Origin of the sequence: Halosegnis marinus (assembly GCF_029338355.1) — an archaeon.
Classification (GTDB): Archaea; Halobacteriota; Halobacteria; order Halobacteriales; family Haloarculaceae; genus Halosegnis; species Halosegnis marinus.
Map to the genome: position 1 here is coordinate 2,029,923 of NZ_CP119802.1, position 23,467 is coordinate 2,053,389.

Annotated in this window: 31 protein-coding genes; 11 read left to right on the forward strand and 20 right to left on the reverse strand. The window is 70.5% G+C overall.

Annotated elements, in window-relative coordinates:
• Nucleotides 1-154 precede the first annotated feature (154 nt).
• On the forward strand, nt 155-595 hold the full coding sequence (locus tag P2T37_RS11270) for a universal stress protein (protein ID WP_276234034.1): 441 nt from the start codon (nt 155-157) through the stop codon (nt 593-595).
• On the opposite strand, the gene P2T37_RS11275 is transcribed toward P2T37_RS11270, so the two are convergent.
• The 3 genes from P2T37_RS11275 to P2T37_RS11285 form a co-directional block, all read right to left on the reverse strand.
• Entirely contained in the window at nt 592-1,269 is a 678-nt protein-coding gene (locus P2T37_RS11275; protein ID WP_276234035.1) for a type 1 glutamine amidotransferase domain-containing protein, read from the reverse strand. The genes P2T37_RS11270 and P2T37_RS11275 overlap by 4 nt on opposite strands.
• Before the next feature lie 72 nt (nt 1,270-1,341).
• On the reverse strand, nt 1,342-1,911 hold the full coding sequence (gene hpt / locus P2T37_RS11280) for a hypoxanthine/guanine phosphoribosyltransferase (RefSeq protein ID WP_276234036.1): 570 nt from the start codon (nt 1,909-1,911) through the stop codon (nt 1,342-1,344).
• 45 nt (nt 1,912-1,956) lie between these two features.
• Nucleotides 1,957-2,406, reverse strand: coding sequence for a type IV pilin N-terminal domain-containing protein (locus P2T37_RS11285; protein ID WP_276234037.1), 450 nt, complete (start codon nt 2,404-2,406; stop codon nt 1,957-1,959).
• 155 nt (nt 2,407-2,561) lie between these two features.
• Between P2T37_RS11285 and mbhE the strand changes: the two genes are divergently transcribed.
• Genes mbhE through mnhG form a run of 7 tightly spaced genes read left to right on the forward strand, consistent with a single transcriptional unit; the run spans nt 2,562 to nt 8,638 of the window.
• Nucleotides 2,562-5,042 carry a hydrogen gas-evolving membrane-bound hydrogenase subunit E gene (mbhE, locus tag P2T37_RS11290; protein ID WP_276234038.1) on the forward strand — a complete coding sequence of 827 codons (2,481 nt, stop codon included), beginning with the start codon at nt 2,562-2,564 and terminating at the stop codon, nt 5,040-5,042.
• The gene (locus P2T37_RS11295; protein WP_276234039.1) at nt 5,039-5,539 is read left to right on the forward strand and encodes an MnhB domain-containing protein; all 501 of its coding nucleotides are present in this window, start codon (nt 5,039-5,041) and stop codon (nt 5,537-5,539) included. The genes mbhE and P2T37_RS11295 overlap by 4 nt, the downstream gene beginning before the upstream one ends.
• Nucleotides 5,536-5,886, forward strand: coding sequence for a sodium:proton antiporter (locus tag P2T37_RS11300; RefSeq protein WP_276234040.1), 351 nt, complete (start codon nt 5,536-5,538; stop codon nt 5,884-5,886). Before P2T37_RS11295 ends, P2T37_RS11300 begins: the two co-directional genes overlap by 4 nt.
• Nucleotides 5,886-7,436 carry a complex I subunit 5 family protein gene (locus tag P2T37_RS11305; protein WP_276234041.1) on the forward strand — a complete coding sequence of 517 codons (1,551 nt, stop codon included), beginning with the start codon at nt 5,886-5,888 and terminating at the stop codon, nt 7,434-7,436. The genes P2T37_RS11300 and P2T37_RS11305 overlap by 1 nt, the downstream gene beginning before the upstream one ends.
• Nucleotides 7,433-8,014 carry a Na+/H+ antiporter subunit E gene (locus tag P2T37_RS11310; protein WP_276234042.1) on the forward strand — a complete coding sequence of 194 codons (582 nt, stop codon included), beginning with the start codon at nt 7,433-7,435 and terminating at the stop codon, nt 8,012-8,014. Before P2T37_RS11305 ends, P2T37_RS11310 begins: the two co-directional genes overlap by 4 nt.
• Nucleotides 8,004-8,288 (forward strand): monovalent cation/H+ antiporter complex subunit F, encoded by a 285-nt coding sequence (locus tag P2T37_RS11315; RefSeq protein ID WP_276234043.1) that lies wholly within the window; start codon nt 8,004-8,006, stop codon nt 8,286-8,288. The genes P2T37_RS11310 and P2T37_RS11315 overlap by 11 nt, the downstream gene beginning before the upstream one ends.
• Nucleotides 8,285-8,638 carry a monovalent cation/H(+) antiporter subunit G gene (gene mnhG / locus P2T37_RS11320; RefSeq protein WP_276234045.1) on the forward strand — a complete coding sequence of 118 codons (354 nt, stop codon included), beginning with the start codon at nt 8,285-8,287 and terminating at the stop codon, nt 8,636-8,638. Before P2T37_RS11315 ends, mnhG begins: the two co-directional genes overlap by 4 nt.
• Here mnhG and P2T37_RS11325 read toward each other — a convergent pair.
• The 3 genes from P2T37_RS11325 to P2T37_RS11335 are packed head-to-tail and all read right to left on the reverse strand — an operon-like array spanning nt 8,635 to nt 11,633.
• Nucleotides 8,635-9,654, reverse strand: coding sequence for a sensor histidine kinase (locus tag P2T37_RS11325; RefSeq protein ID WP_276234046.1), 1,020 nt, complete (start codon nt 9,652-9,654; stop codon nt 8,635-8,637). The two genes, mnhG and P2T37_RS11325, sit on opposite strands and share 4 nt — an antisense overlap.
• Before the next feature lie 24 nt (nt 9,655-9,678).
• A complete protein-coding gene (gene coaBC, locus P2T37_RS11330) occupies nt 9,679-10,836 on the reverse strand; it encodes a bifunctional phosphopantothenoylcysteine decarboxylase/phosphopantothenate--cysteine ligase CoaBC (protein WP_276234047.1) in 1,158 nt (385 codons plus the stop codon).
• Between the two features lie 47 nt (nt 10,837-10,883).
• Nucleotides 10,884-11,633, reverse strand: coding sequence for an NAD(P)/FAD-dependent oxidoreductase (locus P2T37_RS11335; RefSeq protein WP_276234049.1), 750 nt, complete (start codon nt 11,631-11,633; stop codon nt 10,884-10,886).
• A gap of 78 nt (nt 11,634-11,711) precedes the next feature.
• Here P2T37_RS11335 and P2T37_RS11340 point away from each other — a divergent pair, with 78 nt between their 5' ends.
• On the forward strand, nt 11,712-12,236 hold the full coding sequence (locus P2T37_RS11340) for an SRPBCC family protein (protein ID WP_276234050.1): 525 nt from the start codon (nt 11,712-11,714) through the stop codon (nt 12,234-12,236).
• 53 nt (nt 12,237-12,289) lie between these two features.
• Here P2T37_RS11340 and P2T37_RS11345 read toward each other — a convergent pair whose 3' ends face one another.
• Complete coding sequence (locus P2T37_RS11345; RefSeq protein WP_276234051.1) at nt 12,290-12,883, reverse strand: cupredoxin domain-containing protein; 594 nt, start codon at nt 12,881-12,883, stop codon at nt 12,290-12,292.
• Nucleotides 12,884-12,931: 48 nt separating this feature from the next.
• Nucleotides 12,932-13,978, reverse strand: coding sequence for a M42 family metallopeptidase (locus P2T37_RS11350; RefSeq protein ID WP_382211853.1), 1,047 nt, complete (start codon nt 13,976-13,978; stop codon nt 12,932-12,934).
• Between the two features lie 110 nt (nt 13,979-14,088).
• On the opposite strand from P2T37_RS11350, the gene P2T37_RS11355 reads away from it, so the two are divergent.
• Entirely contained in the window at nt 14,089-15,405 is a 1,317-nt protein-coding gene (locus tag P2T37_RS11355) for a M28 family metallopeptidase (protein WP_276234054.1), read from the forward strand.
• A gap of 70 nt (nt 15,406-15,475) precedes the next feature.
• On the opposite strand, the gene P2T37_RS11360 is transcribed toward P2T37_RS11355, so the two are convergent.
• From P2T37_RS11360 to P2T37_RS11405, 10 genes are all read right to left on the reverse strand, one after another.
• Complete coding sequence (locus tag P2T37_RS11360) at nt 15,476-15,928, reverse strand: DUF7313 family protein (protein WP_276234055.1); 453 nt, start codon at nt 15,926-15,928, stop codon at nt 15,476-15,478.
• Between the two features lie 50 nt (nt 15,929-15,978).
• Complete coding sequence (locus P2T37_RS11365) at nt 15,979-16,704, reverse strand: NAD(+)/NADH kinase (protein WP_276234056.1); 726 nt, start codon at nt 16,702-16,704, stop codon at nt 15,979-15,981.
• 48 nt (nt 16,705-16,752) lie between these two features.
• Nucleotides 16,753-17,031 (reverse strand): DUF7314 family protein, encoded by a 279-nt coding sequence (locus P2T37_RS11370; protein ID WP_276234057.1) that lies wholly within the window; start codon nt 17,029-17,031, stop codon nt 16,753-16,755.
• Between the two features lie 9 nt (nt 17,032-17,040).
• Nucleotides 17,041-17,343, reverse strand: coding sequence for a DUF7315 family membrane protein (locus P2T37_RS11375; RefSeq protein ID WP_276234058.1), 303 nt, complete (start codon nt 17,341-17,343; stop codon nt 17,041-17,043).
• A gap of 33 nt (nt 17,344-17,376) precedes the next feature.
• A complete protein-coding gene (locus P2T37_RS11380; protein WP_276234059.1) occupies nt 17,377-18,147 on the reverse strand; it encodes a cytochrome b family protein in 771 nt (256 codons plus the stop codon).
• A 4-nt stretch (nt 18,148-18,151) separates the two neighbouring features.
• The gene (locus tag P2T37_RS11385; protein WP_276234060.1) at nt 18,152-18,946 is read right to left on the reverse strand and encodes a cytochrome b; all 795 of its coding nucleotides are present in this window, start codon (nt 18,944-18,946) and stop codon (nt 18,152-18,154) included.
• Between the two features lie 36 nt (nt 18,947-18,982).
• Nucleotides 18,983-19,831, reverse strand: coding sequence for a Rieske (2Fe-2S) protein (locus P2T37_RS11390; RefSeq protein WP_276234061.1), 849 nt, complete (start codon nt 19,829-19,831; stop codon nt 18,983-18,985).
• Nucleotides 19,831-20,217: a DUF7318 family protein gene (locus P2T37_RS11395; protein WP_276234062.1), complete on the reverse strand. Its 387-nt coding sequence runs from the start codon at nt 20,215-20,217 to the stop codon at nt 19,831-19,833. Before P2T37_RS11395 ends, P2T37_RS11390 begins: the two co-directional genes overlap by 1 nt.
• A gap of 1 nt (nt 20,218) precedes the next feature.
• Nucleotides 20,219-20,767, reverse strand: a complete 549-nt coding sequence (locus P2T37_RS11400; protein ID WP_276234063.1) for a plastocyanin/azurin family copper-binding protein — start codon at nt 20,765-20,767, stop codon at nt 20,219-20,221.
• Nucleotides 20,768-20,876: 109 nt separating this feature from the next.
• Nucleotides 20,877-21,713 carry a DUF7319 domain-containing protein gene (locus tag P2T37_RS11405; RefSeq protein WP_276234064.1) on the reverse strand — a complete coding sequence of 279 codons (837 nt, stop codon included), beginning with the start codon at nt 21,711-21,713 and terminating at the stop codon, nt 20,877-20,879.
• A 90-nt stretch (nt 21,714-21,803) separates the two neighbouring features.
• Here P2T37_RS11405 and P2T37_RS11410 point away from each other — a divergent pair, with 90 nt between their 5' ends.
• The gene (locus tag P2T37_RS11410; protein WP_276234065.1) at nt 21,804-22,301 is read left to right on the forward strand and encodes a DUF7321 family protein; all 498 of its coding nucleotides are present in this window, start codon (nt 21,804-21,806) and stop codon (nt 22,299-22,301) included.
• Here the strand turns inward: P2T37_RS11410 and P2T37_RS11415 are convergent.
• Together P2T37_RS11415 and nth are read right to left on the reverse strand one after the other, a co-directional pair.
• Nucleotides 22,273-22,755, reverse strand: a complete 483-nt coding sequence (locus P2T37_RS11415; protein WP_276234066.1) for an NUDIX hydrolase — start codon at nt 22,753-22,755, stop codon at nt 22,273-22,275. The two genes, P2T37_RS11410 and P2T37_RS11415, sit on opposite strands and share 29 nt — an antisense overlap.
• On the reverse strand, nt 22,749-23,432 hold the full coding sequence (gene nth, locus P2T37_RS11420) for an endonuclease III (RefSeq protein ID WP_276234067.1): 684 nt from the start codon (nt 23,430-23,432) through the stop codon (nt 22,749-22,751). The genes P2T37_RS11415 and nth overlap by 7 nt, the downstream gene beginning before the upstream one ends.
• Between the last annotated feature and the right edge of the window lie 35 nt (nt 23,433-23,467).

Here is a 23,467-nt window from a genome sequence, read left to right on the forward strand (position 1 = left end):
GGATTTGAATCAGGGAACGTCGTGACCGTGGTTCGAATCCACCTCCCGCTACTTCCGGCCGACACGCTTCCCCTCGGAAACGACGAGTACCCTCCCTCGACGCGAGTCCTTCCGCCGCCCGTAGCGTTTACCGACCGGCGTTCGAAGTCCGGGTATGCACTACTTCGTCGCCTACGACGGCTCCGACCTGAGCGAGGCGGCCCTCCGTCGCGTCGCGTCGTTGGCCGACCCCGAGGAGGACGCCGTCGCGGTCGGGACGGCGCTGCCGCGCAACGATACCGAGTTCGCCCGCGAGCGCGGCTGGCTCGACGAGGACGAGGCGTTCGACGCGGCCCTCGTCGCGGAACGGGCGCGCCGTGATGTCCGGCGGACGCTCCCCGCCGCGGAGTACGCGACCGCGGACGTCGGGCGGCACGCGCCCGCCGGGAAGGTCGGCAGCGCCCTCCGGCGGATGGCCCGCGAGGCCGACGCCGAGACGGTCGTCGTCGGGTCGGACAACGCGGGCGGCGTCGTCACCTCGGTGAGCAGCGTCGCCTCCTCCGTCGCGGCCGACGACGAGTACGACGTCCTCATCGTCAGGCACGACCGCCGCTAGTCGAGCGCGTCGAGGAGCGCGTCCGCGGCGGCCGACGAGGAGCCGGGCCCCCGGGCCGTGATGAGGTCGCCGTCCGTCGTGACCGACGTGTCGGCGTCGAGTTCGGCGTCCCAGTTCGCGCCGGCGGCCTTCACCTCGTCCTCGACCCAGTACGGGAGCTTCCGGCCGTCCGGCATCAGGTCGTCCCCGTCGACGATACCCTCCTCCCACGCGTTCGGGAAGCCGGTCACGTCGCGGCCGGCGACGAGGAACTCGCCCGCCGCGTCGCGCGTGAACGCCAGAATCCCGACGGCGTGACAGACGACGAGCGCGGTTCCCTCGTCCCCCGCGACCGCGTCGCGCAGCAGCGCGCGGGCGTGTCGGTCCTGGTTCACGTCCCACTCGGTGCCGTGCCCGCCGGGGAACACCACCGCGTCGTACCCCTCGGCGGATACCCGCGCCAGCGGCTCGGGGTCGTTCAGCCCCTCGTGTTCCTCGTCCACGCGCCGGACGAACTCGGCCGTCTCCTCGCCGACGTTCTCCGGGTCGGCGGAGCGCTCGTCCATGACGGGCGGCGACCCGGACGGCGTGGCGACGGTCACGTCGACGCCCGCGGATTCGAGCGTCGTGAGCGGCTCGGCACACTCCTCTCCCCAGTACCCCTCCTCGCTGACGACGAACAGCGCTGTGGTCATGCGGGCAGGTGTTGACGAGCGACCGGGGAAAAGAGCCGGCTCGCGGCCCGCGTTGCCGCAAGCCCGACGGAATCAGTCGTCGCCGCGCGGGTCCACGACGACGACCTCGCCGTCCTCCACGTCGACGTTGATGAGCGTCTTGGCGCGGTACGGCGAGTCGTCCAGCTTGTTCTCGCCGCCGACCTTCTTGATGACCGCGACCACGTCCACGATGTCGGCGCCGATGTCGTCGAGCGCGTCCACGATGGCCGAGAGCGTGCCGCCCGTCGAGAGCACGTCGTCGAGGACGAGCACGCGGTCGCCCGCCTCCACGTCGTTGATGTACATCTGGGACTCGGAGTAGCCCGTCTGCTGGAACAGCGGCGTCTCGCCCTCCAGCCCGTACTCGCGCTTGCGGATGACGACGAGCGGCACGTCCGTCATCAGCGAGACGGCGGTGGAGATGTGGATGCCCATCGCCGCGGGCGTGACGATCTTGTCCACGTCCTCCAGGTCCGCCTTCCGGATGATCTTGATGACGATCTCCCGGAGGAGCGACGGCTCCAGCATCGGGACGCCGTCGGAGATGGGGTGGACGAAGTAGTGGTAGCCGTCCTTCTCGATGATGGGCGCGTCGCGAAGCGACTGGGCCAACTGGTCCATGTCGCGGGTGCGGCAGGCGGGGGGTAAAAGCTGACGACTCCCCGTTCAGGACGGGACGGTGCTCGTCGCGACGGTGTTGGAGGTACTGCCGTCGGCGGCGCGCCAGACGACGCGGACGGTGTCGCCGGGCGCGAGGTCGGTGCCGCCGCTGTCGTCGTAAGTGTACGTGACGCCGGTCGAGACGGTCGTCTCGGACCAGCTTCCGGCGAGGTCGTTCCCGCCGGCCTGTACCGTGAGCCGCGAGGCGTCCACGTTCGGTCCGCGCTCGTGGGTGACGACCACCTCGTCGCCGTCGGTGCCGGCGAAGTCCCCGTTCGCGGCCGTGTACGCGAAGTCGAAATCGACGGCGGGGGCGGTGTTCGACACCTCGCCGCCGATGCCGAGCGCGAACGTGCCGATGACCGCGGCCAGGATGACCGTGATGGCGACCATCAGGATGACCCCGATGACCGGCGAGACGGCGCTGTCGTCGTCGAGGAGTGCGCGTGGGTTCATGATATGACCGTGCCGTGGTGTTCCGTCTCTCGGGGGAGGACATGAATCGGGGGCCGTGTTCTCGCGCCGTGAGAGGACCCCGGCGACGGGGTCGCCGACTTCCGTGCGCGACCGCAGAGAGAACGATTAAAGGTCGGCGCACCCGCGTCTCGGGTGTGCAACCGAGTCCCGTCGTGCTGCTCGCAGCCCTCGCGCTCCCCTTCCTCGGCGCGGCCGCGACGCCGCTCGTCCACCGTGCGCTCGGCGAGCGGACGGCCTACTACGCGGCGGCCGTCGCGGCCGTGTCGTTCGCCCTGCTCGCCGGGGAGTACGGGGTCGCGCTCGCGGCCGACCCCGCCGCGTCCGGCGTCACCTTCGAGTGGATACCGGCGCTCGGGGTCTCCTTCACGCTGTATCTGGACGGTCTCTCGCTGCTGATCGGCTTCCTCGCGTCCGGCGTGGGTGTGCTCGTCTTCACCTACTCCGGCGGCTACATGCACGGGGAACCGGGGCAGGCGAAGTACTACGCCACGCTGCTCGCGTTCATGGGGTCGATGCTCGGCGTCGCGCTCGCCGCCGACCTCGTCGCGCTGTTCGTCTTCTGGGAACTCACGTCCGTCACGTCGTTCCTGCTCATCGGCCACTACCAGCGCACCGACTCCGGCCGGTACGCGGCCCGCAAGTCGATGCTCATCACCGTCTCCGGCGGGCTGTTCATGCTCGTCGGCTTCCTGATACTCGCGTTCGTCTCCGGGCAGTCGGCCGAACTCGCGCGGACGTTCACCCTCGTCGGGACGCCCGACTCGCTGATAGCGAACGCCGAGGCGGTGCGCGCGGCGCTCGAATCGCGCGGCCTCCTCGTCCCGGTCATCGCGCTCGTCGCCGTCGGCGCGGCGACGAAGTCCGCGCAGATACCGTTCCACATCTGGCTCCCGAACGCGATGGAGGCCCCGACCCCGGTGTCGGCGTTCCTCCACTCCGCGACGATGGTCAAAGCCGGCGTCTACCTCGTCGGGCGCACGCGACCCCTGTTCCTCCCCGAGGCCGCCGTCCCCGACTGGATGCTCATCGTCGCCACGCTCGGCCTCGTCTCGATGACCGTCACCGCGATACTCGCCGTCGGGGCGACCGACATCAAGGAACTGCTCGCCTACTCGACGGCTTCTCACTTGGGACTCATCGTCGCGGGCTACGGCCTCGCGACCGAGTACGGCGCGGAGACCGGCGCGTTCCACATCCTCAACCACGCGGTGTTCAAGGCGACGCTGTTCATGGTCGCCGGCATCGTCGCCCACGAGGCCGGGACGCGCTACATGCCCGAGATATCGGGCCTCAGGAAGGAACTCCCCATCACCGCCGGCATCACCGCCGTCGCGGCGCTCGGGATGGCCGGCGTCCCGCCGTTCAACGGCTTCTATTCGAAGGAACTGCTGTTCGAGGCGACCTACGAGATAGCTCACACGCAGGGCGGCCTGTTCTGGCTCTACCCCGCTATCGCGGTGTTCGGCTCCGTGTTCACGTTCCTCTACTCGATACGCTTCCTGATGCTGTTCTTCGGCGAGAAGCCCGACGAGCTCCACGCCCACCGGCCGCCGCTCGCCATGCTCGCCCCGCCGCTGCTGCTCGCGGGCATCGCCACGTACATCGGCCTCGGCGGCATCGCCGGAACCTTCGACGTGGGTGTGCCGGTCGTGGGCGAGTTCGTCGCCGCGGTGACGGCCTCCAGCGCGCTCCACGCGCCGGCGGGCTTCACCTACTACGTCCCCACGGAACTGTCCCCGTACTTCCTCATGAGCCTGCTCACCATCGCGCTCGGCGCGGCCGCGTACCCGTTCTACGACCGCTTCCACCGGGCCGTGCGCCGCGCCCGCGCGCTCCCGGTCACCAGCCCGAACTGGTACTACGACACGGCGCTGTCGGGCGCGAACGGCCTCTCCGCGGCGACGGCCCGCGTCGTCCACAACGGCGTGTTCCGCCGCTACGCCTACACCGTCCTCGCGGCGGTGTGCGCGCTCGCGCTCGGCGGCTACGTCGCGGCGTCCGCGTCGCTGCCGGCCTTCACCGGCATCGCGGTCTCCGCGCCGCTCGCCGTCGTCCTCGTCACGGCCGTGCTCGGCGCGGTGGCGGTCATCCGCGCGCCCTCCCACATCGCGGGCGTGCTCACGCTCTCGATTCTGGGCTTCATGGTCGCCATCTTCTTCGTGCTCTCGGACGCGCCGGACCTCGCGCTGACCCAGCTGGTCATCGAGACGCTGGTGCTCGTCATCTTCCTGCTCGTGCTCGACAAACTGCCGTCGTGGTACGGGGACCTGAAGCGCCGGGAGGTGGCCGCCGACGTTCTGCTGTCGGGCACCGTCGGCGTGACGGTCTTCTTCACCGTCCTGCTGTCGACGGGCGCGACCGCGCCCGACCCCATCTGGCGCGACATCGCGACGCTCGCACCCGTCCCCGAGGAACACGGCCTGTGGATACTCGAACAGGGCGGGGGGAACAACATCGTGAACGTCATCCTCGTCGACTTCCGGGCGTTCGACACGCTCGGCGAGATAGCCGTCGTCGCGATGGCGGCGCTGTCCGTGCTCACCCTCGTCGGGATGCGCGGGCGCGGCGAGGACGCCGGGGGCGACGGCCCCGAGGAGGGAGGTGAGACGGCGTGACGACGGAACGCGAGACGACCGTCATCGCCAAGACGGTGACGCGGGTCGTCACCCCGTTCATCTTCGTGGTCGCGATCGCGCTGCTGTTCCAGGGACACAACCTCCCCGGCGGCGGCTTCATCGCCGGCGTCCTGACGTGTACCGGCTTCGCGCTCGTCTACGTCATCTACGGCCGCGAGTCGCTGCGGACCCTGCTCGGGGCGGGCAGCGAGGACAGCGGCGTCCTCTCGGGGCTGACCGGCACCTACGCGACGCTGTTCGCCGCGGGGCTTTCGGTCGCCGTGCTGGGCGGCCTCGCCGCGATGGCGCTCGGCTACCCGTTCCTCACGCAGGCCGTGTTGTACCTGAGCGACCTCGGACCCGTGGGCGCGCTCACGGCCGAGGGGACCGGCGTCGGTACCCTCGAAGTCGCCAGCGCGTTCGTCTTCGACCTCGGGGTGTACCTCGTGGTCGTGGGGGGTCTCCTCTCGATCCTCTCGGTGGTGGGACGCGAATGACCGCGACGTACCTCATGGCCGCCGTGCTCGGTCTGCTGTTCGCGTTCGGGACGTTCCTCGTCCTCCGGCGCGACCTCGTGCGGGTCGTCTGGGGGGTCACCATCATGTCGCAGGCGACGAACACCTACCTCGTCACGATGGGCGGGTTCGCCGGGAGCGTCCCCGTCCTCGGCGGCTACGGCGCGGACCCCTCGACGGTGCAGGACCCGCTCGTGCAGGCGCTCGTCCTGACGGCTATCGTCATCGGCTTCGGGACCACGGCGTTCGCGCTCGTGCTCACCTACCGGGTGTACGAGGAGCACGGCACCATCGACCTCGCCGACCTCGGCGAGGGGGGTGACGCCTGATGGCGCCCGAACACGTCGTCGTCGCGCCGCTGCTCGTCGCGCTCGTCACGGCCATCGCCACCCTGCTCCTCCGCGCCGCGCCGCGCGTCCAGCGCGGCCTCAGCGTTCTCGGCGGTGTCGCCTACGCCGTCGCCGTCGCGGCCGTCTTCCGCGCCGTCGCCCGCGAGGGCCACCTCGTCTACGCGCTGGCGGACTGGGACGCCCCGGTCGGTATCGTGCTCGTCGCGGACTCGCTGTCGGCGTTCATGCTCGTCATCGCGGCCGTGGTCGGCCTCGCGGCCGTCGTCTTCTCCGTCGGCTACCTCGACCCCGCGAACCAGACGCTCTCGTACCACTCGCTGTTCCACTTCATGCTCGCGGGCGTAACCGGTGCGTTCCTCACGGGCGACCTGTTCAACCTCTTCGTCTGGTTCGAGGTGATGCTCATGTCGAGTTACGTGCTCGTCGTCTTCTACTCCGGGCCGGAGCACACCCGCGCGGCGCTCCACTACGCGGTGTTGAACCTCGTCGGCAGCGCCGTGATGCTGCTCGCCATCGGCGGCATCTACGCCGTCACCGGGACGCTGAACATGGCCGACATCGCCGCGCGCCTCGGGTCGGGCGCCGCGGACCCCGCGCCCGTCCTCGGCCTCTCGGCCGTGCTGTTCGCGGTCTTCGCGCTGAAGGCCGGCATCGTCCCGTTCCAGTTCTGGGTGCCGGCGGCGTACCGCGCCGCGCCCGCCCCGGTCACCGCGGTCCTCGCGGGCGTCGTGAAGAAGGTCGGCATCTACGCGGTCGTGCGCCTCTACTTCACGGTGTTCGCGGCCGCGACCCTCCCCGTCTCGCTCCCGTTCGTCGCGGGCGACTCCTTCCTCGCCTTCTTCGGCCCCGTCATGTTCGCGATGGCCGTCGGGAGCATCCTGCTCGGGGGCATCGGCGCCGTCAATCAGCCGGACGTGGACGGCCTGCTCGCGTACTCCTCCATCGGCCAGGTGGGCTTCATCGTCCTCCCGCTGGCGGTGGCCGCGACGGCCCCGTTCGGCGGCGAGGTGATGGTGCTCGGCATCGCCGCCGCGCTCGTCTACTCGCTCAACCACGGACTGGCGAAGGGCCTGCTGTTCCTCGCGGCGGGGGCGACCCGCCGGGCGACGGGCGCGACCCGCTTCGCCGACCTCGGCGGCATCTCCGAGCGCGACCCCGTGTTCGCCGGGGCGTTCTTCCTCGGCGCGCTCGCGCTCGTCGGTATCCCGCCGCTGTCGGGCTTCTTCGGGAAGTTCCTCGTCTTCGACGTGGGCGTCCGGGCGGGCGCGACCGGCGCGCTCGCCGTGGCGCTGGTCGGCGCGATACTCACCATCGCCTACTTCTCGCGGGCGTGGAACCGCGCCTTCTGGGGCGAGCCGGTCGCCTACGAGCGGAAGCCCCTGCTCGTTGGCGTCGTCTGCGTGCTGGCGGTGGCGCTCGTCGTCGCCGGCCTCGCCTTCGACCCCGTCTTCCGGGCCGCGGAGGCCGCGGCGGAGGCGGCCGTGAACCGGAGCGGCTACGTGGACGCCGTCCTGGAGGTGGGAACGTGACCCGGAAGTGGCCCGCCGTCGGCGTCGCGCTCGCGGTGCTGTGGCTGTTCGTGCGCGGCGTGACGCGCGCCGACGTGGTCGGCGAGGCGGTCATCGGCCTCGCCGTCGGCCTCCCGCTCGCGTACGGCCTGCGGCGCTTCTACGCCGACGAGTTCGCCGTCGGCGGCGGCATCGCGGCGGCCCCGTACGCCGTCCGCTACGTCGCCGTCTTCCTGCGCGAACTGGCGACGGCGAACGTCGACGTGGCCTACCGCGTGCTGTCGCCGTCGATGCCCATCGACCCGGACGTGGTGGCCGTGCCGCTGCGCGTCGAGTCCGACGCCGCGGTGACGACCATCGCCAACTCCATCACGCTCACGCCCGGCACGCTGACGATGGACCACGACGAGGCGACGAACACGCTGTACGTCCACGCCATCGTCGCGGACACCGACAGCGTCGTCGCGCCCATCCGCACGTGGGAGGACTACGCTATCCGTATCTTCGACGAGGACGCCTCGCCGTCGGACCCGGCCCGGCCGGCCCGCGCCGGCCGCGACATCGCCGCCGTTCGCGAGGGGGGTGACGATGGCGAGTAGCGCCCTGCTGGACGCGGCCGTGACCGGGGGGCTGGTCGTCGCCGCGCTCGTCACCCTGCTCGCGGGCTACCGCGTCGTCGTCGGCCCGACGACCCCCGACCGCGTCGTCGGCCTCGACACCATCGGCACGAACGTCGTCGCCGTCGCCGCGCTGTACGCGTTGGGGACGGACCGCGGCCTGTTCATCGACGTGGCGCTCGTGCTCTGCATCATCGGCTTCATCAGCACCATCGCCGTGGCGCGGTACGTCACGGAGGGGGACATCATCGAATGACCGCACTCGCCACCTACGTCACCGTCGCGCTCGTCGCTATCGGCGCGTTCTTCCTGTTCATCGGCACCGTCGGCCTGCTCCGCCTGCCCGACGTGTACAACCGGATGCACGCGACCTCGAAGGCGACCACCATCGGCGCCTCCTCCATCCTGCTCGCCGCGACGGTCCACTTCGGGCCGAGCGGCGCGGGGCTGGTCGCGTTCGCGGGCATCGTCTTCCTGTTCGTCACCGCGCCGACCGGCGCGCACATGATCAGCCGGAGTGCCCAGCGAATGGGCGTCGACTTCGCGCTCGGCGCGCACTGGCCGGGCGGCGAGGGCGAGGGCGTCGACGACCCGACGGAGGACTAGCCCGCCCGCAGTTCGACCGTCACGCACGCGCCCCCGTCGTTCTCGACGCGCACGTCGCCGCCCGCGGCGGTGACGAGCGTGTTCACCAGATACAGCCCGAACCCGCCGTCCGGGTCGCGGGAGGGGTCGAACGGCGCGTCGGCGTCGATACCGGGGCCGTCGTCGCGGACGACCACGTCGATTCCGCGGCCCCGGTCGCGGACCGTCACCCACACGCGCGGCGCGTCGCCGTCGTTGTGGACCACCGCGTTCGACAGCAGGTGCTCGAACACGACCGCGAGGAACTCCCCGCCCGCCGCCGTCGCCGACGCCGGCGTGTCGAGCGACACGGTCGCGTGGGGGTACCGTGCTTCGAGCGCCCCCACCTCCTGTTCGACCAGCGGCACCACGTCCGTCGGGACGGAGACGCGCTCGCCCGCGAGCGTGTCGCTCACGACCCGGGCGTCCGCGACCAGCCGCGCGATGGCGTCGCTGCGCGACCGGATGCTGTCCACGTGTTCCGCCCGCGTTCCCGTGCCGTCGGCGAGCATCCCCGCCGCCCCGTCGATGACGTTCAGCCCGTTGAGGACGTGGTGGCGGAGCATCCGGTTCATGAAGAGGAAGGCGTCCCGCTGGGCCGCGACGGTGCGGGTCGCCCCGACGCTCCGGCCGCGCGCCCGACCGAGATAGAGACCGCCGACCGCCCCCAGCGCCGCGGCGACGGCGACCCCCTGGGCCGCCGCCTGTGGGTCGAGCACCGCGTCCCCGGAGATGAGGACGGCGCTCGTCGCCGCCAACAGCGACCCCCCGGCGACGCCCCACAGCGCCGCGTACCGTGCGGCCTCCGGTTCGATGTCCCGGCGCGTGACGACCCCGCCGGCCACGAGCGCGAGCGCCGCGACCCCGACCACGGCGGGTTCGACCGGCCCCGGCATCGTCCGGCCGCCGCCGTACGCGACCGTCGCGAGCGCGTACCCCCCGACGGACAGCGCGGCGAGCAGCGGGCCGGCGAGCCACCACGGGCGACGGCGGTGCATACCCCCGCGACGCTCCCCCGTCGCTTAGGTCGTTCGGGCCAGTTCGTCGGCGATACGGAGCCCGAGCCCGCCCTTCGACCCGCTGTACGTGGCCGCCGAGTCGGCGCGTACGAGGAGCGCGCGCGTTCCCTCGCCGGCCAGCGCGTCCGCGCCGTTCGCCACGACGAAGGCGAGGCCGACCCGCTCCAGCTGCTCGCGGGCCCTCGCCGCGAGCGCGTCGTCGTCGCCCTCGGTTTCGAGCTTGAACCCCACCATCGTCAGGTCCGGGTACGCCTCCCGGACGGTGTCGAGCAGCTTCGGCGTCGGGGTCAGTTCGAGCGTCACGTCGCCGCCCGAGCGTATCTTCTCGTCGCTCGCCTCGACGGTGTAGTCGGAGATGGCCGCCGCGCTCACGAGCGCGTCCGCGTCCCCGGCCGCCGCGACGGCCGCCTCCGTCATCTCCGCCGCGGACTCGACGGCGACCACGTCCGCGTAGGGCACGTCCGGCCCGTCGTGGACGAGGGTCACGTCCGCGCCGCGGGCGTAACAGGCGCGCGCCACCGCCCGCCCCGTCCGCCCCGAGGAACGGTTCGTGAGCACGCGGACGGGGTCGACCCGCTCGCTCGTCGCGCCGCTCGTGACGACGACGTGCTCCCCGGCGAGGGACCCCGGGCCGGCCGCGCGCGCCGTCTCGGTCACGATGGCTTCCTCCGAGGCTATCTTCGCCTTCCCCTCCTCGACGCGCGGGTCGACGAACGAGACGCCCCACGATTCGAGGGTGTCGAGCGCCTCCAGCACGCCCGGGTGGTCGTACATCGGCTCGTGCATCGCGGGCGCGACGACGAGCGGTATCCCCTGTCCGAGCGCCGTCGTCGCGCAGGTGGTGACGGGCGTGTCGTCTATCGCGCCGGCTGTCTTCCCGACCGTGTTCGCGGTCGCCGGCGCGAGCAGGAAGACGTCGGCCCACCCGTCCGCGCCGAACAGTTCGACGTGCTCGACGGCGCCCGTTATCTCCGTGACGACGTCGTGTTCGGTCGCGAACTCCACGGCCCACGGGTGGACGATGCCCGTCGCGCTGTCGGTCATCACCGCCCGGACGCTCGCGCCCTGCCGGCGGAGTTCGTGGGCGAGTTCGACCGTCTTCACGGCCGCGATGGACCCCGAGACGCCGAGGACGACGTTCGTGTCCGCGAGGAGGCTCATACGCGGGGTGGGGCGGCGGCGCTAATCAACGTTCGGCGTTCGCTCGACTACTCCCCGCCCTCCTCCTCGCGCGCGGCGACGACGGAGGGGTGCATCGTCGGTGCTTCGGACTGCGGCTCGGCGAACGCCTCGCGCATCCGCTCGGTGGCTCGGGCCTCGCGTTCCCGCCGTTCCTCGTCGTCGATCTCCTCACAGCCCGGCGGCACCTCCCGGCCGCGCTCCGTGAAGTACCCCTCCGGCGCGACCCAGTCGTGGTAGTAGGGGGTGTCGCTGTCCTCGATGACGGTCAGGGCGACCTCCGCGCCGTGGCCGGCACAGACGGCGACCTGGTGGGGCTTCTCCGCGAGACGCCCCGCGGCGTACAGCCCGTCCGGGCCGGCGCGGCCGAAGTCGTCCGTATCGACGTAGGTCTTCGACCCGCGCCTCGTCAGGCCGACGGCCTCGACCTCGTCGAGGTACGACGAGTCCGACCACGACGCGGCGACGACGAACCGCGCGGTGCGGTCGGTGCCGTCGGCCGTCCGGACGAGAAAGCCCTCCTCGGTGGGTTCGACGCGCGTCACCCGCCCCTCGGCGAGGGCCGCGCCCGACTCCGTCGCGCCCTCCCGACAGAGGTCGAGGAAGGTGCGCGCGTTCACCCCGAGCGGGAAGCCGGGAACGTTCTCCAGGTTGGCGTTGCGGGCGACGATGGGTTCGCCCTCGCTCACGACGGTCGTGTCGAGTCCGGCGCGGGCGGTGTACGTCGCGGCGGTGAGGCCGGCGACGCCGGCACCCACGACGAGTACGTCCGTATCCATACCGGTGGGTTCGCGCGCGCCGCCGTCAACCGTGCGGTTCGGCGGAACGCTTAGGCCCCGGTCGCCCGAGGTGGGGCCGTGGACGCAGTCGAACTGAGCACGGTCGTGTACGCCCCGCGCGAGGAGGTGTTCGAGTTCCTGCTCGACTTCCCCGGGTACGCCCGCTACTCCGAGCACCTCGACCGCGTCGAGGCGTTCGGCCCCGGCGGCGAGGGGACGGAGTACGGCCTCACCTTCTCGTGGTGGAAGCTCTCCTACACAGCCCGCTCGCGCGTGACCGAGGTAATCGACGACGAGCGCATCCGGTGGGAACTGACGAAGGACCTCGACGCCGCGGGCTACTGGCGCGTCGAGGACGCCGACCCGCCGGAGAGCGAGGAACACGCGACCCGGGTGGTGTTCCGCGCGGAGTTCGCGCCCGACTCCGCCAACTCGGACGCCATCAGTCTCCCGTCCCTCGTGTCGTGGGACTGGGTCATCGACAAGGCGAAACCGAAGATACAGACGGAGGCGGAGCGGGTCGTCCGGCGCGCCGTTCGGGACCTCGAGGGCCGAGCCCGCCACGTCGATATCCACATCCGGACGACACCGGACGCCGTCTGAGCGCCGTCGCCGCCCGTTCGTCGAGAGCGTGAGCGGCCGAAAGGAGAGAGAACTTACTGCTCGTAGTCGCCGCCGAAGCGCATCAGGAAGTACGCGAGCCCCAGCGTCGAGCCGAGACCGATGGTCGCGGCGATGCCGAGCGTCTTCGCGCTGTCCGGAATCGGCGGCGGCCCCTGTGCCGGCTCCGGCGTGGATATCTCCTCGACGACCTCGATGGTGCCGACCATGCCGGCCTGCCGGTGGGGCGCACACGCGTACTCGTAGGTGCCGAGCGTGTCGAAGGTGTGGCTGTACTCGTAGCCGGTGTCGTACAGCTGGCTCGCGCCGCCCTCGGTCCCCTCCCAGCCCGCGCCGTCGGGCTGGGAGTCGACGACGATGTTGTGGCCGTCCGACTCCCAGACGAAGTTCACGGTGGTGCCCTGGAGGACGGTGAGGTTCTCGGGGTCGAACACCAGACTGCTGAGCAGCGCGACCGTCTCCGTCTGGCCCGCGCCCGGCAGTCCGCCGCCGCCGCTGTCGGTACCGTTGCCGCCCGTCTCGTTGCCCTCCTGTGCGGCCGCGCCGCCCACGGCGGCGCTCGCCGCGCCCGCGCCGGCCGCCGCGCGGATGAAGCCGCGCCGGCTGACCGCGGAGTCGTCCGTGTCCATGTACGCGCGTACGAAACAGTCACCCCTGAAGCTTCCGCTTCGCCTCGCCTACAGCGTGTAGTCCGCGCCGTCCGTCTCGGCCTCCAGCGCGGCGACGAGCAGGTCGATGGCCGCGGCCACGTCCTCGGCGTGGACGCTCTCCGTCACGGTGTGGAGATACCGCGTCGGGAACGAGATGGCGCCCGCGGGCGTCGCGCCGCCGGCGAACTGCAGTCCAGCGGTGTCGGTGCCGCCCGCGGGCAGCACCTCCATCTGGTAGTCGATGTCGTGCTCCTCGGCGAGCGCGCGGAAGTGGCGGTGGACCTTCGGGTTCGCGATGGCCGAGGAGTCCTTCAGCTTGATGCCCGCGCCGTCGCCGAGCGCCGTGACGTGGTCCGCCTCCTCGAAGCCGGGCACGTCGTTCGCGACGGTCGTGTCCAGCCCGATAGCGAGGTCCGCGTCGATATCGACGCCGAGCGCCTTCGCGCCGCGCAGGCCGACCTCCTCCTGCACCGTCGCGGCGAGGTGGACCGTCGCCTCCGGGTCGTCGATGCGCCGTGCCGCCTCCACGAGCGCGAACACCGAGACGCGGTTGTCGAGCGCCTTCCCGGTGACGTGCTCGCCGAGCAGTTCGGTCGTCTGGCGCGTCGTCACGAGGTCGCCGACGGCGACCCGCTCCTCGACCTCGTCGCCGTCCAGCCCGAGGTCGACGTGGACGTCCGCGACCTCGTCTTTCCCTTCGAGGTCCTTCTCGTCCATCGTGTGGGGCGGCGGACTGCCGATGAGGCCGTCGATGTCGCCGTTCTCGGTGTGGACGGTGACGCGCTGGGCCTTCAGGACGCGGGCGTCCCAGCCGCCGAGCGCGTCGAGCCGGAGGTAGCCGTCGTCGGTGACGTGGCGCACCATGAACCCGATCTCGTCCATGTGGGCCGCGACGACGACGCTGCGGTCGCCGCTCCCCTCGATGGTGCCCACGACGTTTCCCATGCCGTCGGACTCGACGCGGTCCACCTCGTTCTCGAACTCCCGGCGCACGACGTCGCGGACGCGGTCCTCGTAGCCGGGGACGCCGCTCGTCTCCGTCAGTTCGCGAAGCAGGTCGAAGTCGTAGGGCAGGTCGCTCGTCTCCATACTCGCGCTCGGGACGGTCCCGACTTAAGCCCGGCCGTTCGCCACCGGCTCGCACGGAGGGAAACCACTAACCCGACCCGGTCCCGCCACCGAGTATGCACGACACCGGCTGGATCGGCGACACCTTCGTCTCGGACACGGGCTGGGACCACCTCGAAACGCTCGTCGATATCGGCAACCGCATGGCGGGCTCCGAGGGCGAACTGCGGGCGGCCCACGCGACCCGCGACGCCCTCGCCGAGCACGCCCGCGACGCCCGCGTCGAGACGTTCGACGTGCAGGGGTGGACGCGCGGCTCCTCCGAGATACGGATCGACGGCGAGGGGTACGACTGCATCGCGCTCCCGCGCTCGCCCGGCGAGGAGGTCGCCGGCGAACTCGTCGACCTCGGCTACGGCCTGCCCGAGGACTTCGAGGAGACGGACATCGAGGGGAAGGTCGTGATGTGCGCGACGAACGTCCCCTCGTGGTACGAGCGATTCATCCACCGGCGCGAGAAGTACTACTACGCCGTCGAGGGCGGGGCCGAGGCCTTCGTGTTCAAGAACCACGTCGAGGGGTGTCTCGCGCCGACCGGGAGCGTCGGTACCGACGCCCGGCCGATGGGCGATATCCCCGCAGTCGGCGTCTCGAAGGAGGTCGGCTCCGAACTCGGCCGCCGCCACGAGGGCCAGCGGCTCGACGTGACCGTCGATATCGAGGCCGCGAGCGCCGACGCGACGAGCCAGAACGTCCACGCGGAACTCGGCCCGGACACCGACGAGGCCGTCCTCGTGACGAGCCACGTCGACGCTCACGACATCGCCGTCGGCGCGATGGACAACGGCGCCGGCACCGCGATGGTCGTCGAGCTCGCGCGCACGCTCGCCGCCCGCGAGGACGAACTGGAAACGCGCGTCGAGTTCGTCTGCTTCGGGGCCGAGGAGGTCGGCCTCGACGGCTCCGGCTACCTCGCCGACGACCGCGACCCCGACGACGTGAAGGCGGTCGTCAACTTCGACGGCGTCGTCCGCGGGCGCGACCTCGGGGCGTACACCCACGGCTTCCCCGAGCTCCGCGAGGCCGTCGAGGCGGTGTCCGACGCGACTGACCACCCGTTCACGGCGAACCCCCACCACGGCCCCCACTCGGACCACTGGCCCTTCGTCGAGTACGGCGTTCCCGGCTACCACGTCTACTCGGAGACGGGCGACGAGGGGCGCGGCTGGGGCCACACGCGCGCCGACACGCTCGACAAGCTGGAGAAGCGCGACCTGCGCGAGCAGGCGGTCGTCCTGACCGAACTCGTGGTGGACGTGACCGGCCGGGATATCGCCCACCGCGACACCGACGACATCGCCGCGGAACTCGAGGAGCAGGACCTCGCCGAGGGGATGAAAGTCACCGGCGACTGGGCGTTCGGCGACGACTGAGACGGGGCGGTACTCCTCCTCGACGTGCGCGACCGGCGACGGAGCGGAGAAACGAGGCGACGCGGCGCCGTCAGATGACGGCGTTCCAGACCGGGGCGATGACGAAGAAGAGCGTCTGGTAGAGGATGTACAGCAGCGCGAGGACGGAGGCGGCGATGGCGCCCTTCGGGGTATCGAGCGTCCGGTCGTTGCGCACCTCGACCTGCCGGGACTCGAACTCGAAGAGGTCGGTGAGGAAGACGCCCAGCACGAGCACGGAGAATACCATGCCGCCGTGGGGGGCGACGGTGAGGTAGTAGAAGGAACCGACGACGAGCAGGAAGCTCGTGGCGACGCGGAGCGGGTGGCGCGAGAGCTGCGTCCAGTCGCCCGACTCGGCCTCGCTCTTGTGTCGCGAGTGTTCGACCGCGCGGCCGACCATGTTGAGCACCAGCAGCCCCAACAGGACGTACGCGATGAGCGGCGCCTCCAGGACCGGCTGCGCGAGCACCGCGTCGATGGGACCGAACAGCGAATAGACCATGTCCGAGCGTCCGTACCCGGCGCATTAAGACCTTTCCAAATCCCCGACGGCTACGCGAACCGGCCGCCGCTCCCGTCGACGACGGCCACGTCGAGCGACCCCTCAGTCGCGACGCGGACCGACTCGCCGGGGACGACGGAGCCCGCGGTTCGGTCGTCGGCGAGCAGCTCGACGGGCGTCTCGTCGCGCTCGACGTCGAGCCGGAGTCCCTCGGTCGGCAGCACCCAGCTGTCCTCGCTCGTCGCGAACGGCGCGACGGGGACGACGACCACGGCGCCGAGTTCGGGGGCGAGCACCGGGCCGTCCGCCCGGCGGGCGTACCCGTGCGAGCCGGCCGGGGTCGCGACGACGACGCCGTCCGCGCGGAACGAGGCGACCGTCTCCGTCCCCGAGCGGACGGTGTACTCGGAGATGCGCGCCGGCTCGCCGGTGACGAGCATCAGGTCACACAGCGCGCGCGTCTCCCCGAGCGGCGAGCGCGCCACGAGCAGCGGGAGCGACGCCGTGTCGTACTCGCCCGCGACGAGCGCGGCTATCGCTCCGGGCGCGTCCGAGCGCGCCACGGAACGGACGCCCGGCCCCGCGTCCACGGGGAGCACCGGGACGTCCGGGGCCGCGGCCGCCACGGCGAGCAGCGCCGACTCGCCGCCGGCGACGACGGCCTCGGGCCCGGCGGCGAGCACGTCGGCGACGGCGCCCGCGACGGGGTCGCCGCCCGCCTCGCGGACGGGTTCGGTCGGGGCGTCGCCGACGACGCCGACCGGCGGAGTGTCCATACGGCGGCGTGGCTCGGGAGGGGGAAAAACGGTCGGATACGCGGCGGCTTACTCCGGGATCTCCGGCGTGCCCGCGTACGCGTCGCGCGCCTTGCGGAGCGCCGGGATGACGAAGACGAACGTGAGGAAGCCGAGGATGGCGAACCAGAAGAACCCCTCCTTCAGCACGAGCGCGAGGGTGTCGTACACCGTCAGCCCCGTCTCCGGGTCGGGCGCGGTGAGCTGTGTGCCCTCGAACGACGGCGTGTTGTACCAGCCGGCGAGGGTCATCCACGCGAGCCCGGACCCGACGAGGATCGTGAAGCCCTTGGCGAATTCGTCAGCCATTATCGAAGGTTAGGTAGCGTCGTCTTTAGAGTTTCCCATTTCCCGGGCACGGAAGCGCGTCGAGAAGGCGTAGACGCCCGCCCCGAGCGCGATGGCGCCGAGGCCGACGACGGCCAACACGACGTTCACGTCCTCCGGCGCGGCCGTTGCCCGCTGGGTGGCGGCGTCGAGGACGACGAACCCGACGACGACACACAACACGGCGAACAGCGTCGAGAACACCGTTACGGCCTTGTACACGTCCATCGGCACCTCTACGTCGCGACCCCCCGTCTCGGCGTCGGCGCTCGCCGTCGGCTCGTCGTCGGTCATCGAGCGGAGAAAGGGACCGCAGGGACTTCCGTGTTACTTCGGCGGCCGCAGCCGGTAGTACCGGCGGTTCAGCTCGAACATGTACCCCTCGCGCATGGACTTGAACACCGCGTAGCTGATGAACCCGGCCACGAAGGGCAGCAGGAACGTCAGGTCCAGCAGCAGGTTCGAGTCCATCGGGAGCAGGTTCTTCACCGACAGCGCCGAGATGGTGACGGCGTAGACGACGCCGCCGACGCCGACGGCCGCCCAGAACGGCTGCTCGACCGGGCGCCGGGCCGACCCCTTGTTCAGGAACGGCACGATGGCGATGAAGCCGACGACGACGAGGTTCGCGACGACGCCGTACGTCCGGTCGGCCATCAGCTGCTGGCCGCCGAGCAGCGCCAGCTCGGGGTTGAGCGGGCCGAGCTTGAGCAGGCCGAACGACCAGTAGAGGTACCAGTCGGGCAGGATGATGGCGGGCGTGCTGGACGGGTTCGCCGGCGCGCCGATGTGCGGCGGCAGCGCCGCGGCGAGGAACACCATCATGCCGACGAAGAAGCTCGTCAGCGCGAGGTTCCGCACCATCTCGTGGGGCCACGCGGGGAACGCGAGCACGTCGCGCTCCACGTAGTCCGACTCGATGCGCAGGTCCTGGTCCTCGCGGCGGGCCCGCTCGAAGTACTCGTACGTCAGCCGGGGGAGCCCCTCGGTGCGCTGCTTGCGCTCGCTCCACGTCGGGGTCTCGTCGTCCGGCGCGACGATACCGGTGCCGTCGGCCGCTATCTCCTTGCCCTCGTTGGGGTTGTCTTCTTGACTCATTGTATCAGTGCGGTTCCGCGATGCCCTGCATCCAGACGATGCCGATGTGGATGGCGATGATGGCGGTCGTGATGAACGGCAGGAAGAACACGTGCAGGATGTACATCCGCTGCAGCGTGGACTGGCTCAGCGAGAAGCCGCCGAACAGTAGCTGTGCCACCCACTCTCCCGCCACCGGGACCGAGAGGCTCATCTCGACGCCGATCTGGCCGGCCCAGAAGGCGAGCTGGTCCCACGGGAGCAGGTAGCCCGTGTAGCCGAACACCATCGTCAGCGAGATGAGGACGATGCCGATGATCCAGTTGAGTTCGCGCGGTTCCTTGTACGCGCCGGTGAAGTAGACGCGCAGCATGTGGAGGAACACGGCCGCGACCATCACTTGGGCGGACCAGCGGTGGAGGCTCCGGAGGAAGAAGCCGAACCGGAGCTCCGTCATGATGAACGTGATGGAGTTGTACGCGGTCGTCGGGTCGCCGGTGGTCGCCGGGCTGTAGTAGAAGCCGAGCAACGCGCCGGAGATCGCCGCGACGACGTACGCGATGGTACTGAAGCTCCCCAGCGCGTAGAGGGGGTACCAGTACCAGAACTTGTTGTCGAGGTTGTACTGTTCGGTGTGGCTCTTCGGCATCTGCATGTTGACCTTGTAGTAGAGGTCCTCGAGTATCTCGAGGTAGTCAACGACGCGCAGCCGCTTGTCGAGCCACATCAGCACGGTCAGGTAGGTGGTTTCGACGGGCGTGAGGTCACGCTCCTGCATCCACCCCTTGTGGTCGTGGTCGTCCTTGCGTTCCAGGCTCATTGTCCCTCCTTGTCGGTAGTGTAGTGCCCCAGCATCTTATTCCCCCGGTCGCGGAAGCGCGACGAACTGTGTCTGGACCGGACTGAACGGGTCGTACACCGACTGGTGACACTGACAGTACACCCGGTTCTCGGCCCCGAAGTTGGCCGACCCCGCGATGGACTTGAAGCCGGGCACACAGCAGAAGTGCGTACACTTGTTCAGCCACGCGATGAAGCCGTCCTGGGTCGCCGCCGCCAGGAACTCGTCCTCCTGTGCCAGTTCCTCGATGCGCGTCGAGCGCAGCACCTGAACCGGCATCGTGGACTGCGGCTCGACGTCCTCCGAGCGCCAGGTCCCGACGGCGGGCTTGCCGAGGCCGCTCTGGCCGATACCGTTGCCCCACGACTCGTAGTCGTCGAACATATCGACCGTGAGCGGCTCGCCGGCCTCCAGGTCGGACATCCACTCGTAGGTGTTGCCCGCGCCCGAAGCGACCCGGAACGTGTTGTTCTGGTCGGTGCCGGGTTCGACGCCCGGGTACGTCTGGACGCCGCAGTACTGGAACCACTGCGACGAGTAGGTGACGCCGCCGAGTTCCTGCTCCGCGACCTGCACCGTCCGGCCGCCCTCCGTTATCTCCTGCACCTCGGGCCAGACGCCCGTCAGCTCGCCGTCCTCGATGGTGAGCGGAACGATGGGCATCCCGCGCGGCGCGGGGCCGTCGGTGTTCTCGATGGCCATGTACTGCGTGATACCGCCGCCGGCACCGGTGGACGAGGTCGCGGTGCCGAGGGCGGCGAAGCCGCCGGTCCCGACGCCCGCGAGCGTCGCGGAGCCGACGACTCCCTTCACGAAGCGTCTGCGGCCCGACTCTGTCGGATACTTGTCTTCGTCAGCTGGCATTATTTCTTGTAGTAGGGGTAGACCGCTCGTTTGATGTTCTCCCACGCGTCGCCGCCGAGGTCGGTACCGTCCATGTCCTCCTCGCGGATGTAGAGGTCCTCCCACTTCCGCCGGCGCTTCTTGACGATCATCACGTCGGGGAGGAACTCCTTGCGGTACAGCAGCATCACGAAGGCGAGGTCGATGAGTATCATCGCGAGCAACCCGCCGAGGAACATGTTCCCGAACTCGGAGAAGCCCCAGCCGGCCACCAGCCCGTAGGTGAACAGGCCGATGAACACGACCTCCAGCACCGTCAGCAGGACGATGCCGATGGCCGCCGCCGTCGATTCGCGCGCCGGCTCGTACCGGTGGATGTCGCCGTAGGTGTTGTTTCCGGAGCTCATATCAGTTCCCTCCGCTGGCGTGTGGCGACTCGCCGTACTTCAGCAGGAAGAACGTGAACATGAGCGACACCGCGATGGCGAGGATGGTGGCGATGCCGACGAAGTGCGCCTGAATCGGCACGCCCATCTCCTCGGGCTCGACCTCGCCGCCGCCTCCCGACGGCGGGGCGCCGCTCTCGTTCACGACGACCGTGCCGACCATGCCGGCCTGTCGGTGGGGGGCACAGACGTACTCGTACTCGCCGAGTTCCTCGAAGGTGTGGCTGTACTCGTAGCCGGTGTCGTACAGCTGGCTCGCGCCGCCCTCGGTCCCTTCCCAGTTCGCGCCCTCGGGCTGGGAGTCGACGACGATGTTGTGGCCGTCCGACTCCCACACCCAGGTGACGGTGGTCCCCGGCGAGACGTACACCTCCGCCGGGTCGAAGACCAGACTACCCAACAGCGCGACCTCGGGGCCGCCGCTCTGGGCTGCTGCGGACCCGGAGGCGCTCACGGCGCCGGCCACGGCCGTCGCGCCGCCCGCGGTTCGCAGAAACTCCCGTCTGTTCATAGACGTTCTACCCTCGGGACTGTCCGCGTATAAATTCTCCGAACCCCCCGCCCCGCGCGTCCGTTTTCGACCGATTCGGGGGGTCGCGGCTCGGGGCGCCGAGCGGCCCTCAGTCGCGGTTCTCGCCGTCGGGGGCGTCGGCCGCCGCGCCCCGGTCGAGCCCCGGCGTCTCGCGGGCGCTCTCCGGGAGCCACTCGGGCAGTTCGTCGTCCTCCATCCCGACCGCGCGCAGGCGGTTGCGGTACTCCTCCGCGCGGAAGCGGTCCGAGAGGCGCGCGTTTGCGACGGTGAAGAAGAGCACGCCGCCCGCGACGAGGAAGAGGATGCCGGCGGTGCCGGCGATGACTCCGAGGTCGGCCGTGAACAGGGCCGCCCCCCCGAGGACGGCGCCCGACAGGAACAGCGCGCCCGCCACGAGCTGTATCATCAGGTTCCCGAACTCCCCGGAGCCCTGCGGGACCTCCATCGGCCGGGGGAGCAGGTCCTCGTCGGGGAGGTCGGGCGCCTCGTAGCTGTCCATCGAACACAGCGCGACGGACGGCTTCAGGTCGCGCAGCACCGTCCCCTCGCCCTCGATGGAGCCGTCCTCGTACACCACCGCGTACCCCTCGTCGGAGTACGCGACGACGCGGTCGGGGTTCGCCATCCGCTCGACGCGCGCGAACACGTCGCGGTCGAGGACGCGCCGCTTCGTGTCCGCCTCCACGCGGTCGAGCAGCTCCGGCCCCGTTATCCACGTGTCCGGGTCGAAGACGGCCTCCCACTCCTCGGGACTCATCCGCTTCATGTCCGCGGGGGTGAAGTCCTCGAAGTCGTACTCGTCCTCGACGCGGCGACGGAGCTCCTCGGTCGAGAGTTCCTCGGACTCGTCCGGCTCCACCCGCCGAACCGCCGACTCGACGGTTCCCTCCTCCGGTTCCGCGGGGTCGGAGCTGGCGTCTGCCATCGCCGTGGAGTTCGGGTTCGCCCGGTAAACAGTTATCGGGAGCCGCCGGAGTCGGCACCCCTAAACGCGGTCCGGCCCTACGCCGACGCGATGGTCGCCGACGGCACTATCGCCGCCGTGGTCGCGCTCGCGGTCACGGTCAGTCTGCCGTGTTTCCTCTACGGCGCGTGGATAATGATCGACAACGACCCCGTGACGTGGGGCGTCCTGACGTGGCACCTCAAGTACATCCTCACCGGGCTGGCGCTGACGACCGTGCCGCTCGCGCTGTGGATGTTCCCCCGACTGTTCGGGCTGGCCGGACACTCCGCCCAGTTCGGCGGCTACGCCGTCATCCACGCCTTCCTCGGGCTGACGGCCTACGCCTTCCTGCTGTTCGGCTTCACGGGCATCGTTCGCATCTTCCGCGCGAAGTACGAACACGACCTCTACAACGCCTACGACGAGGACGTCCTGCTCGACGAGATCGGCGGCGAGCGGATGAGCCACTGGCGCTCGCGGCTCCGCGTCGGCGTCTTCGGCTACACCTTCTTCTGGATACTCGCGTGGCTCACCGGGCTTACCCGCTACGCGATTCGCTACATCTAGGCGGCGAGAGGACGTGCGTCTCCTCCCCACGGAGCAGGCGTTCGATGCCGGCCGGTAACAGTCGCTTCCCGTCGCCGAAGGAGTCGAGCCGTTCCCACGTCGCCGGCCGCCGCGACCCGTCGCTCTCGGTCACCGTGAACCGCTCGCGCTCGTAGCGGGTCCCGTCGCGGAACGACACCGCGCGGACGACGACCAGCTGATGGAACGGCTCGTCGGCCCACCGGAACCGGTTCTCCATCGTCCCGAGCACCTCGCCGGCCGCGACGACCGCGTCGAGTTCCTCAGCGAACTCCCGGACGACTGCCTCGTCGCTCGGCTCGCCGAACTCGATGCCGCCGCCGAGCGGCCGGTAGAACTGCTCGTCGGCCTCGTCGTAGTACTCGACCAGTAGCTCGTCGCCGCGCCGCGGCACCCCGAGGACCTGCGGGCGGACGTTCCGCCGGTCTTTCACCACGCCTCGCCGCTCGCGAGGTCGGTGTCCGAGTCGCCCTTCTCCGAGGGACAGATGTCCGCGAGTACGCACTCCCCGCAGTCGGGGTTCCGGGCGTCGCAGACGGCCCGCCCGTGGTCTATCATCAGGTGGGTGAACTCCTTCCAGTCGCGCTCGGGGACGATTCCCATCAGGTCCGTCTCTATCTTCCCGGGCGTCTCCTCCTCCGTGAGCCCCAGCCGTCGGGTGAGCCGCTGGACGTGGGTGTCCACGACGATGCCCTCCGTCAGGTCGTGGCCGTGCTGGAGGACGACGTTCGCCGTCTTCCGGCCCACGCCGGGCAGGTCCGTGAGCGCGCTCATCGTGTCGGGGACCTCGCCGCCGTGCTCCGCGACCAGCTTCTCGCCGATACCCTTCAGGTAGCCGCCCTTGCTGTTGTGGAAGGTGATGCCGTAGATGTCCTCCGCGAGCTGTTCCTCCGAGGCCGCGGCGTAGTCCTCGGCGGACTCGTACGTCTCGAACAGGTCCGCCGTCACCTCGTTGACGCGCTCGTCGGTACACTGCGCGGAGAGGACGACCGCTATCAGCAGCTCCAGCCGCGTCGAGAAGTCGAGCGAGATGGTCGGGTCGGGGTACTCCTCGTAGAGGCGGTCGACGACCTCGACCGCCTGTGCCTCGCGGGTGTCGAGCGGGGTTCCCATACCGGGCGGCGGGCCGCGCCGGGCATAAGTCCCCG

Bases quoted from the DNA above. Each gene is read 5' to 3' on its own strand.
- P2T37_RS11325 (WP_276234046.1), bottom strand. From the start codon at position 9,654: ATGCACCGCCGTCGCCCGTGGTGGCTCGCCGGCCCGCTGCTCGCCGCG.
- P2T37_RS11370 (WP_276234057.1), bottom strand. From the start codon at position 17,031: ATGGCTGACGAATTCGCCAAGGGCTTCACGATCCTCGTCGGGTCCGGG.
- P2T37_RS11315 (WP_276234043.1), top strand. From the start codon at position 8,004: ATGGCGAGTAGCGCCCTGCTGGACGCGGCCGTGACCGGGGGGCTGGTC.
- P2T37_RS11345 (WP_276234051.1), bottom strand. From the start codon at position 12,883: ATGGACACGGACGACTCCGCGGTCAGCCGGCGCGGCTTCATCCGCGCG.
- P2T37_RS11390 (WP_276234061.1), bottom strand. From the start codon at position 19,831: ATGCCAGCTGACGAAGACAAGTATCCGACAGAGTCGGGCCGCAGACGC.
- hpt (WP_276234036.1), bottom strand. From the start codon at position 1,911: ATGGACCAGTTGGCCCAGTCGCTTCGCGACGCGCCCATCATCGAGAAG.
- P2T37_RS11365 (WP_276234056.1), bottom strand. From the start codon at position 16,704: ATGGACACTCCGCCGGTCGGCGTCGTCGGCGACGCCCCGACCGAACCC.
- P2T37_RS11380 (WP_276234059.1), bottom strand. From the start codon at position 18,147: ATGAGTCAAGAAGACAACCCCAACGAGGGCAAGGAGATAGCGGCCGAC.
- P2T37_RS11410 (WP_276234065.1), top strand. From the start codon at position 21,804: ATGGTCGCCGACGGCACTATCGCCGCCGTGGTCGCGCTCGCGGTCACG.
- P2T37_RS11285 (WP_276234037.1), bottom strand. From the start codon at position 2,406: ATGAACCCACGCGCACTCCTCGACGACGACAGCGCCGTCTCGCCGGTC.
- nth (WP_276234067.1), bottom strand. From the start codon at position 23,432: ATGGGAACCCCGCTCGACACCCGCGAGGCACAGGCGGTCGAGGTCGTC.
- P2T37_RS11270 (WP_276234034.1), top strand. From the start codon at position 155: ATGCACTACTTCGTCGCCTACGACGGCTCCGACCTGAGCGAGGCGGCC.
- P2T37_RS11395 (WP_276234062.1), bottom strand. From the start codon at position 20,217: ATGAGCTCCGGAAACAACACCTACGGCGACATCCACCGGTACGAGCCG.
- P2T37_RS11375 (WP_276234058.1), bottom strand. From the start codon at position 17,343: ATGACCGACGACGAGCCGACGGCGAGCGCCGACGCCGAGACGGGGGGT.
- P2T37_RS11355 (WP_276234054.1), top strand. From the start codon at position 14,089: ATGCACGACACCGGCTGGATCGGCGACACCTTCGTCTCGGACACGGGC.
- P2T37_RS11360 (WP_276234055.1), bottom strand. From the start codon at position 15,928: ATGGTCTATTCGCTGTTCGGTCCCATCGACGCGGTGCTCGCGCAGCCG.
- coaBC (WP_276234047.1), bottom strand. From the start codon at position 10,836: ATGAGCCTCCTCGCGGACACGAACGTCGTCCTCGGCGTCTCGGGGTCC.
- P2T37_RS11385 (WP_276234060.1), bottom strand. From the start codon at position 18,946: ATGAGCCTGGAACGCAAGGACGACCACGACCACAAGGGGTGGATGCAG.
- P2T37_RS11400 (WP_276234063.1), bottom strand. From the start codon at position 20,767: ATGAACAGACGGGAGTTTCTGCGAACCGCGGGCGGCGCGACGGCCGTG.
- P2T37_RS11405 (WP_276234064.1), bottom strand. From the start codon at position 21,713: ATGGCAGACGCCAGCTCCGACCCCGCGGAACCGGAGGAGGGAACCGTC.
- P2T37_RS11305 (WP_276234041.1), top strand. From the start codon at position 5,886: ATGGCGCCCGAACACGTCGTCGTCGCGCCGCTGCTCGTCGCGCTCGTC.
- P2T37_RS11300 (WP_276234040.1), top strand. From the start codon at position 5,536: ATGACCGCGACGTACCTCATGGCCGCCGTGCTCGGTCTGCTGTTCGCG.
- P2T37_RS11335 (WP_276234049.1), bottom strand. From the start codon at position 11,633: ATGGATACGGACGTACTCGTCGTGGGTGCCGGCGTCGCCGGCCTCACC.
- P2T37_RS11275 (WP_276234035.1), bottom strand. From the start codon at position 1,269: ATGACCACAGCGCTGTTCGTCGTCAGCGAGGAGGGGTACTGGGGAGAG.
- mnhG (WP_276234045.1), top strand. From the start codon at position 8,285: ATGACCGCACTCGCCACCTACGTCACCGTCGCGCTCGTCGCTATCGGC.